Here is an 18,676-nt window from a genome sequence, read left to right as displayed (position 1 = left end):
AATTACGTCATTTCGATGGCGTTCGGCAGAAATTCGCTCCTGCCGGTCTTTTGTTCTGCGACGCCCCTCCTCCGATGTCTTTTTTCCCGTTGCTGCGACGCTGCCTGGCGGCGCTTTGCCTGTGTCTGGCCGCGCCGGCCTGGGCCTTCTTGACGCTGGCGCCGGCGGACGGCCTGGCGCACGCCCTGCTGCCGGCGGGCGCCGTCGACGTGCTGAGCGATCCGTCGGGCGCCTGGGACATCGGGGCCGTGAGCCAGGGGCAGCCCAGCCAGGACTTCGTGCCGCTGACGCGCCCGCTCGCCGCGGGCTTCACCCACGACGTGGTCTGGCTGCGCCTGGCGCTGGCCCGGGCGCCCGAGACGCCGGAACGCTGGCTGCTGCGTGTCCTGCCGGCGCGCCTGCACGCGCTGACGCTCTACGCGCCCGACGGCCGAGGCGGCCATGTCGCCACGGCCCTGGGCGCGGGCCTGCCCTTCGCAGAGCGCGAGATCGCCGACCACCACTTCGTCTTTCCGCTGACGGTCGGCACGGCACCCGCGCACTACTTCGTGCGGCTGCACAACGAGGCCGGCCCCCTGCAGGCGCAGTTCGAACTCTGGCAACCCGCGGGCTTCGAGCGCGAGCGCGGCACCGACTACGTCCTCATCGGCGCGCTGCTGGGCGCGGTGGCGCTGGCGATCTGCATGAACCTGTGCTTCTGGGCCTGGCTCAAGGAAGGGCTCTATGCCCACTACGCGCTCTACCTGTCCGTGCTGTGCGCCTTGCTGGTGCTGCGCATGGGCTATGCGACCCAGTGGCTCGCACCCGCGCGCGCGCTGCCCTTCGACCAGATCATGCTGGCGACGCAATGCGTGTTCAACGCGGTGGCCACGGCGTTCATGGCGCGGATCTTCGGCTTCCGGCGCCATTCACGCTGGGCGGCGCGCTTCTTCGACCTGATGGTCGCCTGCAACCTGGCGGCCCTGGCGCCGGTGCTGGCGGGCCACCCGGCCACGGTCGCGCCCTGGCTCGCCACCGGCGGCCTGGTGTCGACGCTGTTCGGCGCGCTCTTCGTCTGCTACCTGATCGGGGTGCGCCGGCGCTGGCGCTACCTGCTGCCCGCCGCCGCGTTCTCGGTGAGCACGCTGCTGGGCCTCTATGCGATGTTCCAGACCTGGCTCGGCCAGGCCCTGCCCGGCAGCCTCGGCGAGGACCTGCATCTGCTCGGCACCCTCACGCACCTGGTGCTGCTCAACGTGGCGGTGGCCGACCGGACCCGGCATGCGGAGCGCAACTACCGCCTCGAGAAGGAACGCGTGTGGTCCGTCACGCGCGATGCCGAGCAGGCGCTCGAGGTCAAGGTGATGCAGCGCACCGCCGAACTGGCGCGCGCCAACGTGGCGCTGCGCGACGAGATCAAGAAGCGCGGGCTGTTGGAGACACGGCTGCTGCAGTCGATCGAAGTCAAGCGCAATGCGATCAAGCAGCAGCACGAGTTCGTCTCGATGGTGTCGCACGAATTCCGCACGCCGCTGGCGGTGATCGACGCGGCCGCGCAATCGCTCGACATCTCCGCGCTCGGCGCCGACCCGACGGTGAAGCCGCGCACCGCGAAGATCAGGCGCTCGGTGCAGCGGCTCTCGATGCTGATCGAGAACATCCTGACCGCCGACCGGCTGCAGCTCGAGCAGCGCCCGCTGCGGCTGGAGCCGGTGGACGTCGAACTGCTGCTGCGCGGGCTGTGCGACACCTTCAACCTGCCCGGCGCCCGGCGCCTGCGGCTCGAGGCGCGGGTCCACGCGCCCGAGGTCGAGGCCGACCGCTCGCTGCTGGAGATCGCGCTGCAGAACCTGATGCACAACGCACTCAAGTACTCGCCCTCCGAGCGCGGCGTGCGCGTGGTGCTCACGGGCGAGGCGGACGGCGTGTCGATCGACGTGATCGACCAGGGCGTCGGCGTGGCGCCCGACGAGGCGCAGCACATCTTCGAGCCCTACTACCGTTCGGCGCGCATGGCCAAGGTGCCGGGCTCGGGCCTGGGGCTGCACCTGTCGCGCGAGATCGCGCGCCGGCATGGCGGCGAGGTGCGCCTGGTCGCGACCGGCGACGGCGGCTCGACCTTCCGCCTGGTGCTGCCCACCACGCCGCCTCCGCCGCCGCCGCGCTCGGATTTCGCGGCGCTGTAACTACCGCGCCACGCCCAGCAGGCGGTCGAGCAATTCGGGCTGCGCGCGCAACGCGGGTGCGCTCGAGGCATGCACCACGCGGCCGTGGTCGAGCACCACCGCCTCGTCGGAGATCGCGAGCACGGCCTGCGGATGCTGCTCGACGATGATCGCCGCCAGGCCCTCGGCCTGCGTGATGCGGCGGATCGCGCGCAGCAGCTCTTCCACGATGATCGGCGCCAGCCCTTCGAGCGGCTCGTCGAGCAGCAGCAGCCGCGGGTTGAGCACCAGCGCGCGGCCGACCGCGAGCATCTGCTGCTCGCCGCCGGAGAGCTGCGTGCCCAGGTTGCCCTTGCGCTCGGCCAGCCGCGGGAACATCGCGTAGACGCCCTCCGGCGTCCACTTGCCCGGGCGCTGCACCGAGCTCAGGTTCTCGTGCACGGTGAGCGACTTGAAGATGTTGCGTTCCTGCGGCACCCAGCCGATGCCGGCGGCCGCGCGGCGGTGCGGCGCGAGCCGGTCGAGCACGGTGCCGGCGAGCGCGATGCGCCCGCCGTGCTGGCGCGTGACGCCGGCCAGCGTGTTGATCAGCGTGGTCTTGCCGGTGCCGTTGCGGCCCAGCAGCGCCAGCGTGCGGCCCTCGGCCAGCGCGAAGGACACGCCGTCGAGCACCACCGCCTCGCCGTAGCCTGCACGCAGGTTCTCGATCTGCAGCAGCGTTTCACTCATGCGTGGCTCCATGGCCCAGGTAGACCTCCTTGACGCGCGGATCGGCCGCGATGGCCTCGGGCGTGCCCTCGGTCAGCACCGCGCCGTTGACCAGCACCGTCATGCGGTCGGCAAAGCCGAACACCAGGTCCATGTCGTGCTCGATCAGCAGCACCGTGACTTCGGCCGGCAGCGCGGACACGGTCTGCAGCAGCTCCTCGCGCTCGCCCGCGGGCACGCCGGCCACCGGCTCGTCGAGCAGCAGCACGCGCGGCTCGCAGGCCAGCGCGATCGCGATCTCCAGCAGCCGGCGCTTGCCGTAGGCCAGCTGCCTGGTGGGCTGGCGCGCCACGTCGGCCAGGTGGAACTGCTCGAGCAGCTGCGCCGCGCGCGCCGTCACCGCCGTGTTCGAACCCAGCGGCCGCCACCATTGCGCGCCCAGGCCGCGGTGCTGCGACACCACCAGCACCAGCGTCTCGAGCGGCGTCATCGAATCGAAGAGCTGGTTGATCTGGAAGGTGCGCACCAGCCCGCGCGCCACCCGCTTGTGCGGCGCCAGGGTCGTGATGTCTTCGCCCAGCAAGGTGATGCGGCCTTCGCTCGGCGTGAGCACACCGGTCAGCTGGTTGATCAGCGTGGTCTTGCCCGCGCCGTTGGGGCCGATCAGCGCATGGCGTGCGCCGCGCTTCAATTCCATCGACACGTCGTGGGTGGCGGTGATGCCGCCGAAGCGCATCACCAGGCCATGGGTCGAGAGCACGGTGTCGCTCATGCCGCGCCCTCCTTCTTTTTCTTCGCGCCGGCACCGAACCAGGTCCAGGGCTTGAACAGGCGGTCGCGCCCCACCAGCACCAGCAGCACCAGGATCAGGCCGATCCAGAACATCCAGTACTGCGGCGTCACGGCCGACAGCCAGGTCTGCAGCAGCTTGAACACGATGGCGCCCACCACGCCGCCATAGAGCCAGCCCACGCCGCCGATCACCAGCATCAGCAGCACGTCGGCCGAGCGGTCGAAGGCCAGCACGTCGAGCGAGGCGAAGCCCGTGGTCTGCGCCAGCAGCGCGCCCGCGGCGCCGGCCACGCCGGCCGCGAGGGTGTAGATGACCGCGACCCGCGACACCACCGGGATGCCGATGGCCATGGCGCGCAGCCGGTTGTCGCGGATCGCCTTGAGCGTGGCGCCGAAGGGCGAATGCACCAGCCGACGCATCAGCAAAAACAGCAGCAGCATCACGGCCAGCGAGTACCAGGCGGCCGTGCGGCCGTAGAGATCGAATTCGAACAGGCCCAGCACCGGCCCCATCACCACGCCCTGCAGGCCGTCGGCGCCGCCGGTGAGCCAGTCGAGCTTGTTGGCCAGTTCCAGCAGCAGCAGCGCGGTGCCCAGGGTGACCATAAGCCGCGTGAGGTCGCTGCCGCGCAGGATCGTGACGCTGGCGACCAGGCCCAGCACGGCCGACAGCACGGTCGCGAACACCAGGCCCACGGTCGGGTCGGGCATCACGAGCTTGGCGAACAGCGCGGCCGCATAGGCGCCGAAACCGAAGAAGGCCGCGTGGCCCAGCGAGACGATGCCGGTGTAGCCGAGGATCAGGTCGAGCGACATCGCGAACAGCGCGACGATGGCGATCTCGTTGACCAGCAGCGAATGCGAGGGCATGACCAGCGGCAGCGCGAAGGCCGCGGCCCAGGCCACGAACTCGAGCGGGTGCCAGCGGGCCTTGCGCAGCAGGACCGACTGGAAGTCGGCGGCGGACGGGGCGTCCATCAGCGACCTCCCTTGCGGGTGAACAGGCCCTGCGGGCGCCACATCAGGATCAGGATCATCAGCAGGTAGACGGTGAACGCGCCCATCTTCGGAATGAAGTACTTGCCCGCCACGTCGGCCACGCCGAGCAGCAGCGCGGCCGCGAGCGGGCCGGTGATCGACGAGGTGCCGCCGACCGAGACCACGATCAGGAAATAGATCATGTACTTGAGCGGGAAGGTCGGGTCGAGCCCCAGGATCTCCGCGCCCAGCGCGCCGCCGAGGCCGGCCAGGCCCGAGCCGACCGCGAAGGTCAGCAGGAACACGCGGTTGACGTCGATGCCCAGGCCCGAGGCCACGCGCGGGTCGTCGACCGCGGCACGCAGCCGGCTGCCGAAGCGCGTCTTCGACAGGATCAGCTGCAGCACCACGGTGAGCACCGCGCACACCGCGACGATGAACAGCCGGTAGTGGCCCATGCCCAGCATCCAGGCGCCGTCGCCGAGTTCGGTGCGCCCGCGCAGCCACTCGGGCAGCTGGATGTTCTGCTGCGAGGAGCCGACGAAATAGTCGATGGCCGCCACCGCCATGAAGGTCAGGCCGATGGAGAACAGCACCTGGTCCAGGTGCGACTTGCCGTACATCGGCCGGTAGAGCGTGCGCTCCAGCAGCGCGCCGGCACCGCCCACCACCACGAAGGCCAGCGGCAGGCACAGCAGGAAGGGGATGCCCAGCTTCTGCATCGCGAACACCGTGAGGTAGCCGCCCGCCATGGCGAACGCGCCGTGCGCGAGGTTGATGAAGTTCATCAGCCCCAGCGTCACGGCCAGCCCGACCGCGAGCACGAAGAGGAGCATGCCGTAGGCGATGCCGTCGAAAAGAATGGTCAGCATGGTTCAGTCGGGACGCGGGAATACGGATGGCCGGACGCAGAGGACGCGGAGGTTTCGCAGAGGACGCAGAAAAGAAAATCAGAAATGTCTTCTGCTTCCTTTTGCGCCTTCTGCGTCGTTTGGGACTTCCTTCTGCGTCCGGAAGCCCGATCCTGTGCTCACTTGGCGGACCCTGGAATACGGATGGCCGGACGCAGAAGACGCGAAGGTTTCGCAGAGGACGCAAAAGAAGATCGAAGAAATCTTCTTGGTTTCTTTCGCGTCTTCTGCGTCATCTTGGTTTTCCTTCTGCGTCCGGAAGTCCGGTCCCGCTTTTACTTGGCCTTTCCAGGGTCCTTCACGCCCTTGATGACGTCGAACTCGACGTTGTACAGCTGCCCGTCCTTCTTCTCGACCTTGCGCAGGTACACGTCCTGCACCACGTCGCGGGTCTGCGCGTCGATCAGCACCTGGCCGCGCGGGCTCTCGAAGATCTGGCCCTTCATCTTCTCCAGCAGCGCGGTGCCGTCGCCCTTGCCGCCGGTGGCCTTGAGCGCTTCGTAGATCACGCGCATGCCGTCGTAGCCACCGATGGCCATGAAGTTGGGGCGCATCTTGGGATTGGCCTTCTCGAAGGCCTCGACGAACTTCTTGTTCATCGCCGACGGGTGCGCGGCCGAGTAGTGGTGCGAGGTGACCACGCCCAGCGCGCCGTCGCCCATGTCGTTGAGCTGGTCGTCGTCCGTCACGTCGCCGGTCGCGATCAGCCGGATGCCGGCCTTGTCCATGCCGCGTTCGAGGAACTGCTTCATCACCGCCGCGCCCGCGCCCGAGGGCACGAACACGAACAGCGCATCGGGCTTGGTGTCGCGCACCTTCTGGAGGAAGGGCGCGAAGTCGGGGTTGCGCAGCGGCACGCGCAGCTTGTCGAGCACCTTGCCGCCGTTGAGCTGGAAGCGCTCGCTGAAGAACTTCTCGGCGTCGTTGCCGGGGCCGTAGTCGGCCACCAGCGTGACCACGGTCTTGATGCCGTTCTTGGGCGCCCAGTCGCCCATGGGCACCGACACCTGCGGCAGCGTGAAGCCCGAGCGCACGATGTAGGGCGAGGCCTCGGTGATGCTGGAGGTGGCCGCGGCCATCACGAGCTGGGGCGTCTTCGACTGGGTGGCGATGGGCGCCACGGCCAGTGCCAGCGGCGTCAGGCCGAAGCCGGCGAGCACGCCGACCTTGTCGTTCACCACCAGCTCCTGCGCCAGGCGCTTGGTCACGTCGGGCAGGCCGGTGTCGTCCTTGACGATCAGCTCGATCTTGCGGCCGGCCACGGTGTCGCCGTTCTGGGCCATGTACAGGCGCGCGGCCGCTTCGATCTGGCGGCCGGTGGACGCCGATTGGCCGGTCATGGGCAGGATCAGGCCGATCTTGAAGGGCGTGGTCTGCGCCTGCGCGGCGAAAGGCAGGGCCAGTGCGATGGCGGCCAGGCCTGCGGCCTGGACCAGATGGCGACGTTGCATGGTTGTCTCCTGAGGAATATGGAATGCCGTAACCGGCGTCATTGTGAACACGCCCGGGCGCGCCGACTTCGCGGCAATCCCCTAGGCGACCGATGCTGCGGCGGCATTGTGCGCGAACACCATGCACGATGTGCGGTGATCGCGCAACAGGACGGGGCGGCCGGCATGTCCCCCCGTGCCGCACACCCAGGAAACGCATGTGGGCATGCCCCCGGGCTCGCGCCCTGGCCCGAGAGATCCCGCACCGGCTGGAGTGATCGGCTCGGCATCGCGGCCTCAGGCGTCCGGGCGGTAGGCGGAGTCGAGCGTGAGCGTGCCCACGGCGCGCGACACGCAGGCGCAGATGCGCGTGTTCGCCGCTTTCTCGTGGGCGCCGAGGAACACGTCGCGGTGGTCGAGCTCCCCGTCCAGGGCCAGCACGTCCATCGTGCACAGGCCGCATTCGCCGCGCTTGCAGTCCGAGAGCGTCTGCACACCGGCCGCCTCGAGTGCGTCGAGCAGCGTGCTGTCGGCCGGCACGGTGATCGTCAGGTCGTGGCGCGGAATGCGCACCTGGAAGGCCTGCGTGGGCAGCCGGCCGCTGCTGCCGAAGGTCTCGAAGCGCAGGTCCTCGAGCGGGCGGCCGGCCGCCTGCCAGGCGCGCTTGATCGCTTCCAGCATCGGCACCGGGCCGCAGGTGTAGAGCTGGCCGCCGGGCGGCAGCGCGGCGATGGCGGCGTCGAAGTCGATGGCGGTCGCGCCTTCGTGGGCCGACACCCGCTCGCCCAGCGCCGCCCGCAGTTGCGGCAGGTAGCCGAGCTCGCCCGCATGGCGCGCGCCGTAGAGCATCCGCACCGGCACGCCGGTGCGTTGCGCATGGGCACCGAGGCGCTGCGCCATCCCCACCAGCGGCGTGATGCCGATGCCACCGGCCACCAGCAGGTAGCCGGGCGCGGCCAGGTCGAGCGCGAAGTGGTTCTGCGGCGCGCTGACCTGCAGGCGGTCGCCGACGCCCAGCCGCCACATCGCCAGCGAACCGCCGCGGCCGTCGTCGAGCCGCTTCACCGCGATGCGCCAGCACCGGCCGTCACCCTCGCCGACCAGCGAGTACGAGCGGGTCTGTAGCCTGCCCTGTGCGGTCATCACCTGCACCTGCAGGTGGGCGCCGGGCTCATGGACGCTGGCGAAGCCGCCGTCGGGGCGCAGTTCGAATTCGCGCACGGTGGGTGTGACGTCGCGCAGCGCGACGAGCTGCGCCTGCAGCCATTGGAGATCGCTTTTCATCCGAGGGCACCCAGGGGAACCGGCGGCCGCTCAGCCGCGGCGGCGGATCAGCTGCACGCCGGGCAAGGGGCGCTGCGCGGCGGTGGGCGTGCCATGCAGCGCCTCGCGCAGGTTGCGCCGCGCGATGCGGCTGTGCTCGCGCATCAGCGCCTCGGCACGCGAGCCCTCGCCCGACTCGATGGCGTCGAGCACCTGGACGTGCTGGTCCTGCGCGATCACCAGCATGTCGCGCGCGGCCGGCGCATTCGCCTGCACGATGACGAAGCCCGAGGGCGAGGCGAAGGGCAGCTTGACCACGCGCTCCAGCTGCTGCGCGATGACCGGGCTGCCCGCCATCTCGCACAGCAGCGCATGGAAGCGCTCGTTGTGCGTCACGTAGCGCGAGAGGGCGGCGTCGTCGAGCGCGGGCTCGCGCAGCAGCTCGTCGATGCGGCTCAGGCAGGCGCGCGCCTCGCGCAGCACCACCGGCGCCGCGCCGCGCTCGGCCGCGAGCCGCGCGACCAGGCCTTCGAGCGTGCCGCGCAGCTCGATGGCGTCGGCCACGTCGCGTTCGGAAAAAGTGCGCACCGCATAGCCGCCGTTGGGCAGCGCTTCCAGCAGGCCTTCCTGTTCGAGCCGCATCAGCGCGGTGCGCACCGGCGTGCGCGACACGCCGAGCTGCTCGGCGATGGCCACTTCGGCGATGCGCGCACCGCCGGGCAGCTCGCCCGCGAGGATCATTTCGCGCAGCCGCAGCTGCGCCTTCACGGCCTGCGAGCTGCCGCTGTCGCCGGGCTCGGCGGCGGGAGGAACGGCTGCCACCTTCATGCGACCTGCCCCTCGGCGGCGTGGATCGGGATCGCGGCGCGCGCCGGCCGCTCCTTCTCGACCATGCGCTCGATCAGCTTGCGCGCCCACATCGAACCGGCGTCGATGTTGAGGTTGTAGAACCGGTGGTCGGGGTGGTCGTCCATGGCCTTCTGCTGCGCCTCGAGCACCAGTTCGTCCTCGCGGAAGATGCCCGAGACGCCTTCGCGCAATTCGTGCGTGAGGCGCTGCTCGCCGATGCAGTAGTTGCGCGAGAAGGCCCAGAAGTACAGGCAGGTCTTGTCGGTCTCGGGCGTGATGGTGTTGAGCACGTAGCCGTTGACGCCCTTGCTGCGGTCGCCCGGGTGCTCGCCCTTCGGCACCGCCCCGCTGCCGGCCTCGGCCACGCCGACGTCGATGTTCACCGTGCACGGCCCTTCGAAACGGATGATCTGCCAGCGGTCGACCTTGCCGGTGTAGCCGCGCGCGTGGCGGATCTGGCTGCCCCAGAAGGGCGGCGGGTCGATGTCCTCCATCCAGCGCGTGACGGTGGCCGAGCGGTCGCCGTGCGTGGCGACGAAGGGCGCCTCCGCCACTGCGCGGTTGCCGATGGACGAGCCGTGCACGAAGGTCTCGTGCGTGAGGTCCATCAGGTTGTCGACCACCAGGCGGTAGTCGCAGTTCACGCGGATCATCTTGCCGTCGCCGGCCCAGGCCGGGTCGTCGTTCCAGTGCATGTCGGGCACCAGCGCCGGGTCGGCCTTGGCCGGGTCGCCGGGCCAGATCCAGACGAAGCGGTGCTTCTCCACCGCCGGAAAGCTGCGCACGCAGGCCGAGGGATTGAGCGTCTCCTGGCTCGGCATGTGGGTGCAGCGGCCCTGGCTGTTGTAGACCAGGCCGTGGTAGCCGCAGACCAGCTCGTCGCCCTCGAGGCGACCCAGCGACAGCGGCATCAGCCGGTGCCAGCAGGCGTCTTCCAGCACCGCCACCTGGCCGTCGGTGCGGCGGAACAGCACCAGCTTCTGGTTGCAGACGGTGCGCGGCAGCAGCGCGTGGCGCACTTCCACGTCATAGGCGGCGGCGTACCAGGCGTTCAGCGGAAAGGCACTCGTGGGCGTTTTCATGAATACTCAATGTATACAGAAATTCCGAAAAATCCAGTGCTTCAACGCATTTCAAGGGTAAGTACCGAGCCTTCTGTACACATCATCCTCCGCCCCGGAGGCGATACGATGCTGCGCTCGTTCCCCATCCGACGGAGACCTCCCATGTCACAGCACGCCGCCCTCCCCGCCCGCTACGACCATGTCGGCAGCTTCCTGCGCCCCCAATACCTGCTCGAAGCCCGCGAGCAGAAAGCCAAGGGCGCCATCACGCCCGAGCAGCTGCGCACGGTCGAAGACCGGGCCATCACCGAGATCGTGCAGTTCCAGCAGGACGTGGGCCTCAAGAGCATCACCGACGGCGAGTTCCGCCGCACCTACTTCCACATCGACTTCCTCGACCAGCTGGGCGGCGTGAAGACCGACATCCCGGTCACGGTCCGCAAGCCCGATGGCCGCGAGGAACTCGCGCCGCCGGTGCTGCGCGTGATCGACAAGGTCCGGCACGCGAAGAACATCCAGCTGGCCGACTTCGAGTACCTCCAGAGTCAGGTGGCCGCCGGCCGCACGCCCAAGGTGACCATCCCCTCGCCCACCATGCTGCATTTCCGCGGCGGACGCGCCGGCATCAGCAAGGTCGCGTATCCCGAGCTCGACCCGGTGTTCTACGACGACGTGGCCCAGGCCTATGGCGACGAGCTGCGCTCGCTGGCCGCGGCCGGCTGCACCTACGTGCAGATGGACGACACCAACCTCGCCTACCTCTGCGACGAGCACATGCGCGAGGCGGCCCGCCAGCGCGGCGACGACCCCAACGAGCTGCCGCACCGCTATGCCGCCTTCATCAACAAGGTGGTGGCGCAGAAGCCGCCCGGCATGCTGCTGGCCATGCACCTGTGCCGCGGCAACTTCAAGAGCACGCACGCTGCGGCCGGCAACTACGAGCCGGTGGCCGAGGCGCTCTTGAAGGAGATGGACCTGGACGCCTACTTCATGGAGTACGACGACGCGCGTTCGGGCGACTTCAAGCCGCTGCGCTACCTGCCCAAGGGCAAGACCGTGGTGCTGGGCCTGGTGACCACCAAGTTCGGCGAGATGGAAGACAAGGACGAACTCAAGCGCCGCATCGACGACGCCGCGAAGTACGTGCCGCTCGAGCAGCTCGCGCTGTCGCCGCAATGCGGCTTCTCGAGCACGGTGCACGGCAACAACATCGCGGTCGAGGCGCAGCGCAACAAGCTGCGGCTGGTGATCGAGACGGCGCGCGAGGTCTGGGGCACAGACTAAGGCCCCTGTCCGCGTCAGCGCTCAGCCAGGCGTGTCGGCAAAGGCCCGCTGCAGCGCCTCACGCACCGTGTGGGCCACGCCCTCGCGGCTGCCCTTGCGCCAGACCAGGTGCAGCTCGGATTCCAGCGCCGCGTGGGGCTGCAGCGCGCGGAAGGCCACGTGGGCATAGCCCAGGCGTTGCGCCGATGCGGGCACCAGCGCCACGCCCATGCCGGCATCGACCAGCGACAGGATCGAGTGCGTGTGGCTCAGCGTCTGCACGGTCTCGGGCGCCACGCCTTCGGCGCGCAGGCGCCCGGCGATGAGTTCGTAGAGATAGCGCGTCTCCGACGGACAGAATTCGATGAAGGGCTGGCCCTGCAGGGCCGACAGCGGCATCGCCGGCCCCTCGGCCAGCGCATGGCCGCGCGGCGCGGCCAGCACCAGCGGCTCGCGCATCAGCGTGCTCGCGTCGGCGAAGCTGCGCGGCACGAAGGGCCGCACGATGCCGAGCTCGATGCGGTCGCCGGCCAGCGCGTCGAGCTGGTCGGTGGTCTGCATCTCGCGCAGCATCACCTGCACCTCGGGCAATGCGGTGCGCAGCGCGAGCAGCACCGTCGGCAGGACCGAGAAGCTGGCCGCCGCGATGAAGCCCAGCGTCACGCTGCCGGCGTCGGCCCGCATCGCGCGGCGCGCGGCCAGCGCCGCGGCCTGGCTGCGGCGCAGGATGTCCTCGGCCTCGCGCAGGAACACGCTGCCCGCCGGCGTGAGCCGCACCGTGCCGCCCGCGCGCTCGAGCAGGCGCGCGCCCACCTCGTGCTCGAGCAGCTGGATCTGCCGCGTGAGCGGCGGCTGGGTCATGTTCAGCAGGACGGCGGCGCGACCGAAATGGAGTTCGGTCGCGACGGCCACGAAGCAGCGGAGTTGGGAGAGCTGGAACACGATTCAGTTTTTGAATGGCGGCATCGCCTGATTGGATTGGACGCGATCGTCGCCGGTTTCTAGAGTCGCCACTCGGCTTTCATGATTCTGGAGACAAGCGATGAGTTTCTTTCACGGCGCGGACCTGCGCCAGGCGCTGAACGGCATTTCGGGCATTCTGGTCACCCCCTTCGACGCGAACGACGCGATCGCGCCCGCACCGCTGCAACCGGTGGTCGACCGCGCCATCGCGGCCGGCGTGCAGGTGCTGGTGGCCAACGGCAACACCAGCGAGTTCTACGGCCTGCAGGCGCACGAGGCCGAACAGGCGGTGCGCATCTCGGCCGACTGCGTGCGCGGCCGCGTGCCGCTCCTGGCCGGCATCGGCCGCAGCGTGCACGAAGCCTGCGCGCTGGCCCGGGTCTCGCGCGCGGCCGGCGCCGATGCGCTGATGGTGCACCAGCCACCGGACCCCTTCGTGTCGCCGCGCGGCGTGCTGGCCTATGTGCAGCGCATCGCCGAGGCCGGCGAGGGACTGCCGCTGGTGCTCTACCTGCGCAACGAGAACATCGGGCTCGACGCGATCGAGGCCCTGTGCCGCGTGCCCGAGGTGGTCGGCGTGAAATGGGCCTCGCCCACGCCGCTGGTGCTGGCACAGGCGATGCGCCGCACCGCCGACCGGCAGCTGGCCTGGGTCGGCGGGCTGGCCGAGGTCTGGGCACCGCCCTTCTATGCGGTCGGTGCGCGCGGCTTCACCTCGGGACTGATCAACGTGATGCCCGAGCGCTCGGTGGCAATCTACAACGCACTGGAGGACGCCAACCACGCGCGTGCCATGCGGCTCATCGACGAGATGCTGCCCTTCGAGGAACTGCGCGCGCAGGAGAACAACGGCACCAACGTGACCGTGGTCAAGACCGCGCTGCAGATGATGGGCAACGACTGCGGCGCCACCCGCGCGCCCTCGGCCTGGCCGCTCACCGATGCACAGCAACAGTCGCTGCATGCGCTGCTGCAGGGCTGGCAGCTCACCCGCTGAGCCCGCCTCCGTCTCTTTCTCTCGCGCACCCCATAACGATTAAGGACAAACCATGAAACTGCGTCGCTCCCTGCTGCTCTTCGCCGCCCTGCTGCCCCTGGGCAGCGCGGCCCTGGCCCAGGCCTATCCCGCCCGGCCCATCACCATCGTGCTCGGCTCCACCGCCGGCAGCGCCACCGACGGCCTGGCGCGCGCCATCGCGGCCGAGGTCACCAAGTCCAGCGGCCAGCCGGTGATCGTCGACAACCGGGCCGGCGCCTTCGGCGGCATCGCGGCGCAGTACACGGCCAACGCGCAGCCCGACGGCTACACGTTGTTCATGACCACCAACACCACGCAGTCGGCCAACCCGCACCTGCTGAAGAAGCTCAGCTACGACCCGATCAAGGACTTCGCGCCGGTGGCGCTGCTGGCGCGCGGCTACCTGGCGCTGGTGGTCAACCCCAAGGTCAAGGCGAACAACGTGGCCGAGCTGGTGGCGCTCGCCAAGAGCGCGCCGGGCAAGCTCAACTACGGCTCGGGCAGTTCGTCGGCGCAGGTGGCGACCGAGCTGTTCCAGCAATCGACCGGCACCAAGTTCACCTACGTGCCCTACAAGGCCAACCCGCCGGCCGTGCTGGACCTGGTGGGCGGGCAGATCGACCTGATGATCGTCGACCTCACGACCAGCCTGCCCCAGGTCAAGGCCGGCAAGCTGCGCGCGCTGGGCATCAGCAGTGCGAAGCCCTCGCCGCTGGTGCCCGAGGTGCCGACCATTGCCACCTCGCTGCCCGGCTACGAGTTCGGCTACTGGAACGCGCTCTATGCACCGGCGAAGACGCCCGCGCCGGTGGTGCAGCGGCTCAGCGAACTCATGCGCGACGCGCTGGCCACGCCCTCGGTGCGCCAGGCGATCGAGAAGACCGGGCAGGAAGTCGCGTTCGCGCCGCCCGAGGAACTGGCGAAGTTCCAGCTGGCGGAGCTGGACCGCTGGGGTCGGATCATCAAGGCCGCGGGCATCGAACCCGAGTGAGCGTTCCCCACCTGCGGATGCTTTCACCGCGGTGTCCCTGGCACTTCACTGGGTAGTGCGAGGAGTTTTGCGCGGGCCGGTTAATCTCTGCGGACATGCCGCACCTGCTCCAGCCCTGGCTGCCCTCGCCCTCCCAGCATTTCCTGGTCGTGACCTTCGCGCTGCTCGTCTATGTGCTGACGACGCGGGCGCGGCGCGAGCAGCGGGCGCCGACCACGGCCATCGCCTGGGTCATGGGGCTGCTGCTGATTCCCTACGTCACGCTGCCGATCTACCTGTTGTTCGGCCAGCGCAAGCTGCGGCCGGTGGGCGCGCCGCGGCCACCGCGCACGCTGCCGGCGGGCCATTGGGCGGCCGAGCTCATCGAGAGCTTCGGCCTGGCCGCCCCCGGGCGCTGCGCGCCGCGCTTCCATGCCGACGGGGCCGCGGCGCGCGATGCGCTGTGGCAGGTGATCGACGGCGCGCGCACGCGGCTCGACGTCTGCACCTTCATCATCGGCGACGACACGCTGGGCCACGAGGTCGTGACCCGGCTCACGCGCCGCGCCCGCGACGGCGTGCAGGTGCGCGTGCTGCTCGACGGCTTCGGCGCGCTCACGCTGCCGGCCCACCACTTCGATGCGCTGCGTTCGGCCGGCGGCACGGTGGCGGTGTTCCGTCCGCTGTTCAGCCTGCGGCGCAACGGCCCGCGCAACCTGCGCAACCACCGCAAGCTGGTGATCGCCGACGACCGCTGGCTCTGGTCGGGCGGGCGCAACCTGGCGGGCGAGTACTTCACCGGCAACGACGAGCATCCGGTGCCCTGGCGCGACCTGTCCTTCGACCTGCACGGCAGCGTGGCCGAGGCCGCGGCGGTGCAGTTCGAGCACGACTGGTCCTCGGTGCGCGACACCACGCCGCGCGACATCCCGCCCAGCGCGACCGACACCCAGCGCGAAGACGGCACGCTGGCGCAGTTCCTGCCCAGCGGCCCCGACCAGACCGAAGACACGGCGCACGCGCTGCTGATCGACGCCTGCTTCCGCGCCGAGCACCGCATCCTGGCCATCACGCCCTACTTCGTGCCCGACGACGGGTTGCGCGATGCGCTGCGCCTGGCCGCGCGGCGCGGCGTGCAGGTGACCATCGCGGTGCCGGAATGTTCGAACCACCGGCTGGCCGATTTCGTGCGCGCGCGGGCGATGCGCGACCTGGCCGGCGCGGGCGTGACCTTCCGCATGCTGCCCTTCATGGCGCATGCCAAGGCGGTGGTGGTCGACGAGCAACTGGCGCTGTGCGGCTCGATCAACCTCGACCTGCGCAGCCTGCTGCTCAACCACGAGGCGGCGGTGGTGTTCTACGGCCGCGCGCCCATCGACTGGCTGGCGCAGTGGATCGAGACCACGGCCTCGGCCGGCGCGCCCTACCGTGCGCGAAGGCCGGGCCTGCTGCGCGACCTGGCCGAAGGCCTGTTGCTCACCATCGCCTTCCAGCTCTGAGCCTCAGCGCCTGGCGGCCTTGGCCGCCTTCGCCTTCTGCGCGTCCTCGATCGGCTTGAGCGGCTTCGGCGCCTTGCCGTTCTTGCCGGGCGCCTCCGCCGGCGGCACCTGCACCTCGGGCTTGTTGGTGTAGCTCGCGTTGCCCAGCCCGGTGCCGATGGTCAGGATGGCCCAGTGCTTGACGTCGCGCATGAAGGGCAGTTCGCTCAGGCCCTGCACCACTGCATCGTTGTGCAGCCGTGCGGTGGTGGGCGCGCCGCCGATGGTGGGCAGGCGCTTGCAGAGTTCGCTGGGCAGGTGGAAGGTGTCGCTCTCCCAGTCGCCCGGCAGGTTCTGGGTGCCGGCCGCGATCGAGCCGTCGGTGCGGATGCGGCCCGGGCAGGCGATGCCGACGAAGGGCGCGAGCCGCACGCCCTTGGCCGCGCAGTGGTCGATGAGCTCCTGCAGCATCTGCGCCAGCCGCTCGACCAGCCCGCTGCGGCTGGGCTTGTCGTCGGCATGGCGCCACTTCATGCGCCGCACCACCTTGGCCATCGACAGGTCGGGCGCCTTGCGCAGCCGCGTCTTCACGATGCCGCAGCGCAGGTTGGTGCCGCCGATGTCGACCGCGAGGATCGCGTCGTAGGCCGCCAGCATGTCAGGCGGCACCAGGTGCACCCAGCCGATCAGGCCGCCGTCGTCGACCTCGTGCGACAGCCGCGCCAGCGGCACCCGCACCTTCATCTCCTGCAGGATCGCCGCGGCCTGCAGGATCGCGCGCTCGCCCACGTCGCTCTCGGGAAAGCCGCCGCCGATCACGATGCGCTCGACCTTCTGCCAGGAAGGTTCGCGCAGGAAGCGCCGCGTGACGTGCGCCAGTTCCTCGGCGAACTCCTCGATCGCGCCGTGCAGCACGTCGGAGGCCTCGGAACCGTTGCGCGTGAGCATGCGGTCGAGCGCCTTCTTGCTCAGGTCGCGCGAGGGCAAGGGCCCCATCGGGTCCTCGCCGCCGTTCTTGCGCCGGCGCTTGCGCCACTGCTCGAGCAGGGCGCGGAAGGCGGTCTGGCTGGCCTGGTCGCCGGCAAAGCCGTCCTGGCTGTCGCGCACCTGCAGGCTGTAGCCGTCGACCAGCACCGAGGGAAGCTCGCGCGCGCCATGTTCGGCGGCAAGGTGGGACGGCACGGTCGATGGGGCCATGGGTGCTTTCGATGGAAGTGGGATGCATCGAATGTGGCCGCGATGGCCCCTGGCACGCATCGGCGCGGCGCACGAACGGCTGTAGGAGCGCGGCCTGACCGATACACTGGGCCGATGCGCCTGCCCACGCTCCGCCATGTCTGGTGCCTCTTCATGGTCTGCCTGGGGATGGCCCTGAGCCTGCCTGCCGTCGCCCAGGCCGAGCGCGACAACCTGCGCATCGGCTCCAAGCGCTTCACCGAGTCCTACATCCTGGCCGAACTGCTGGCCCAGAGCGCGGCGCCGCACACGGCCGCGCCGCCCGTGGTGCGCCAGGGGCTGGGCAACACCTCGATCGTCTACGAGGCGCTGCGCTCGGGCGCGATCGACCTGTACGCCGAGTACACCGGCACCATCGCGCTCGAGATCCTGCAGGGCGCGGCGACGATGACGCGCGAGGAGATGAACGTCCGGCTCGCGCCGCTGGGCCTGGGCGTGGCCATTCCGCTGGGCTTCAACGACGGCTATGCGCTGGCCATGCGCGCGGCCGATGCCGACCGGCTGCAGCTGCGCACCCTGAGCGACCTCGCGCGCCACCCCGAGCTCAAGCTGGGCCTCTCGAACGAGTTCATCGGCCGTGCCGACGGCTGGCAGGGGCTGGCCGCGCGCTACGGCTTCGCGCAGAAGCCCACGGGCCTCGACCACGGCCTGGCCTACGACGCCATCGCCGCGAAGCAGGTCGACGTGATCGACATCTACACCACCGACGCCAAGATCGAGCACCTGGGCCTGCGCGTGCTGAGCGACGACCGCAGCTACTTCCCGCACTACGACGCGATCGTGCTGCACCGGCTCGACCTGCCGGCGCGGCTGCCGCAGGCCTGGGCCGCGCTGCAGAAGCTCGAGGGCCGCGTCGACGAGCGCGCCATGATCGCGATGAACGCGCGCGCCGAGCTGCAGGGCGCGGCCTTCGACACCATCGCGCGAGACTTTCTGGCCGGCGGCACCGCCCCCTCGGCCCCGCGCGGCTTCGTGGCCAAGCTGTTCGGCAACGACCTGGGCCGGCTCGCGCGCCAGCACCTGCTGCTGGTCGCGGTGTCGGTGGGCCTGGCGATCCTGATCGCCGTGCCGATCGCGATCCTGGTGGCGCCGCATGCCCGCACCCGCGCCATGGTGCTGGGTGCCGCGGGCCTGCTGCAGACCGTGCCTTCGCTCGCGCTGCTGGCGGTGCTGATCTCGCTGCTCGGGATCATCGGCACCGGGCCGGCGCTGATCGCGCTCACGCTCTATTCGCTGCTGCCCATCATGCGCAACACCGTCACCGGCCTGGGCGAGGTGCGCAGCGGCCTGCGCGACGCCGGCACCGCGCTGGGCATGACGCCCGCGCAGAACCTGCGGCTGGTGGTGCTGCCGCTGGCCATGCCCACGTTGATCGCGGGCGTGCGCACCGCCACCGCGATCGCCATCGGCACCGCCACCATCGCGGCCTTCATCGGCGCGGGCGGCTTCGGCGAACGCATCGTGACCGGGCTGGCGCTCAACGACCGGCAGCTGCTGCTGGCCGGCGCGCTGCCCGCGGCCGCGCTGGCGCTCGCGAGCGAGCTGGTGTTCGAGGCCATCGAGCGGCTGCTGGTGCGGCGCGCGCCGGCCCCGCCCGCGGCCGCCTAGC

16 protein-coding genes are annotated in these 18,676 nt (G+C 70.2%); 6 read left to right on the top strand and 10 right to left on the bottom strand.

Features of this window, described 5'->3' with window-relative positions; translation table 11 throughout:
• Positions 1-74 precede the first annotated feature (74 nt).
• On the top strand, positions 75-2,165 hold the full coding sequence (locus QTI20_RS15655; RefSeq protein ID WP_286552216.1) for a sensor histidine kinase: 2,091 nt from the start codon (positions 75-77) through the stop codon (positions 2,163-2,165).
• On the opposite strand, the gene QTI20_RS15650 is transcribed toward QTI20_RS15655, so the two are convergent.
• The 8 genes from QTI20_RS15650 to QTI20_RS15615 form a co-directional block, all read right to left on the bottom strand.
• Entirely contained in the window at positions 2,166-2,873 is a 708-nt protein-coding gene (locus tag QTI20_RS15650; protein ID WP_286552214.1) for an ABC transporter ATP-binding protein, read from the bottom strand.
• Complete coding sequence (locus tag QTI20_RS15645) at positions 2,866-3,624, bottom strand: ABC transporter ATP-binding protein (RefSeq protein WP_286552212.1); 759 nt, start codon at positions 3,622-3,624, stop codon at positions 2,866-2,868. Before QTI20_RS15645 ends, QTI20_RS15650 begins: the two co-directional genes overlap by 8 nt.
• Positions 3,621-4,622: a branched-chain amino acid ABC transporter permease gene (locus tag QTI20_RS15640; RefSeq protein ID WP_286552210.1), complete on the bottom strand. Its 1,002-nt coding sequence runs from the start codon at positions 4,620-4,622 to the stop codon at positions 3,621-3,623. Before QTI20_RS15640 ends, QTI20_RS15645 begins: the two co-directional genes overlap by 4 nt.
• A complete protein-coding gene (locus QTI20_RS15635) occupies positions 4,622-5,494 on the bottom strand; it encodes a branched-chain amino acid ABC transporter permease (protein ID WP_219209814.1) in 873 nt (290 codons plus the stop codon). The genes QTI20_RS15640 and QTI20_RS15635 overlap by 1 nt, the downstream gene beginning before the upstream one ends.
• A 314-nt stretch (positions 5,495-5,808) precedes the next feature.
• Positions 5,809-6,984 carry an ABC transporter substrate-binding protein gene (locus QTI20_RS15630; protein ID WP_286552207.1) on the bottom strand — a complete coding sequence of 392 codons (1,176 nt, stop codon included), beginning with the start codon at positions 6,982-6,984 and terminating at the stop codon, positions 5,809-5,811.
• A 276-nt stretch (positions 6,985-7,260) separates the two neighbouring features.
• On the bottom strand, positions 7,261-8,247 hold the full coding sequence (locus QTI20_RS15625) for a PDR/VanB family oxidoreductase (RefSeq protein WP_286552206.1): 987 nt from the start codon (positions 8,245-8,247) through the stop codon (positions 7,261-7,263).
• A gap of 30 nt (positions 8,248-8,277) precedes the next feature.
• Positions 8,278-9,054, bottom strand: a complete 777-nt coding sequence (locus QTI20_RS15620; protein WP_286552204.1) for a GntR family transcriptional regulator — start codon at positions 9,052-9,054, stop codon at positions 8,278-8,280.
• Positions 9,051-10,157: an aromatic ring-hydroxylating dioxygenase subunit alpha gene (locus tag QTI20_RS15615; protein ID WP_286552202.1), complete on the bottom strand. Its 1,107-nt coding sequence runs from the start codon at positions 10,155-10,157 to the stop codon at positions 9,051-9,053. The genes QTI20_RS15620 and QTI20_RS15615 overlap by 4 nt, the downstream gene beginning before the upstream one ends.
• 144 nt (positions 10,158-10,301) lie before the next feature.
• Here QTI20_RS15615 and QTI20_RS15610 point away from each other — a divergent pair, with 144 nt between their 5' ends.
• On the top strand, positions 10,302-11,423 hold the full coding sequence (locus QTI20_RS15610) for a 5-methyltetrahydropteroyltriglutamate--homocysteine S-methyltransferase (RefSeq protein WP_286552200.1): 1,122 nt from the start codon (positions 10,302-10,304) through the stop codon (positions 11,421-11,423).
• 21 nt (positions 11,424-11,444) lie between these two features.
• On the opposite strand, the gene QTI20_RS15605 is transcribed toward QTI20_RS15610, so the two are convergent.
• The gene (locus tag QTI20_RS15605) at positions 11,445-12,344 is read right to left on the bottom strand and encodes a LysR family transcriptional regulator (RefSeq protein ID WP_286552199.1); all 900 of its coding nucleotides are present in this window, start codon (positions 12,342-12,344) and stop codon (positions 11,445-11,447) included.
• 100 nt (positions 12,345-12,444) lie between these two features.
• On the opposite strand from QTI20_RS15605, the gene QTI20_RS15600 reads away from it, so the two are divergent.
• From QTI20_RS15600 to QTI20_RS15590, 3 genes are all read left to right on the top strand, one after another.
• The gene (locus QTI20_RS15600; RefSeq protein WP_286552198.1) at positions 12,445-13,362 is read left to right on the top strand and encodes a dihydrodipicolinate synthase family protein; all 918 of its coding nucleotides are present in this window, start codon (positions 12,445-12,447) and stop codon (positions 13,360-13,362) included.
• Between the two features lie 52 nt (positions 13,363-13,414).
• The gene (locus QTI20_RS15595) at positions 13,415-14,374 is read left to right on the top strand and encodes a Bug family tripartite tricarboxylate transporter substrate binding protein (protein WP_286552196.1); all 960 of its coding nucleotides are present in this window, start codon (positions 13,415-13,417) and stop codon (positions 14,372-14,374) included.
• A gap of 95 nt (positions 14,375-14,469) precedes the next feature.
• Entirely contained in the window at positions 14,470-15,852 is a 1,383-nt protein-coding gene (locus tag QTI20_RS15590) for a phospholipase D-like domain-containing protein (RefSeq protein ID WP_286552195.1), read from the top strand.
• 3 nt (positions 15,853-15,855) lie between these two features.
• Here QTI20_RS15590 and QTI20_RS15585 read toward each other — a convergent pair whose 3' ends face one another.
• On the bottom strand, positions 15,856-17,028 hold the full coding sequence (locus tag QTI20_RS15585; protein ID WP_286552193.1) for an ROK family protein: 1,173 nt from the start codon (positions 17,026-17,028) through the stop codon (positions 15,856-15,858).
• Between the two features lie 153 nt (positions 17,029-17,181).
• On the opposite strand from QTI20_RS15585, the gene QTI20_RS15580 reads away from it, so the two are divergent.
• Positions 17,182-18,675 (top strand): glycine betaine ABC transporter substrate-binding protein, encoded by a 1,494-nt coding sequence (locus QTI20_RS15580; RefSeq protein WP_286553434.1) that lies wholly within the window; start codon positions 17,182-17,184, stop codon positions 18,673-18,675.
• The last annotated feature ends 1 nt before the right edge of the window (position 18,676 follow it).

It is taken from the genome of Variovorax sp. J2P1-31 (genome assembly GCF_030317215.1).
Lineage (GTDB): Bacteria > Pseudomonadota > Gammaproteobacteria > Burkholderiales > Burkholderiaceae_C > Variovorax.
The sequence above is the reverse complement of the archived record's forward strand: the minus strand, read 5'-3'. Positions and strand labels throughout refer to the sequence as shown.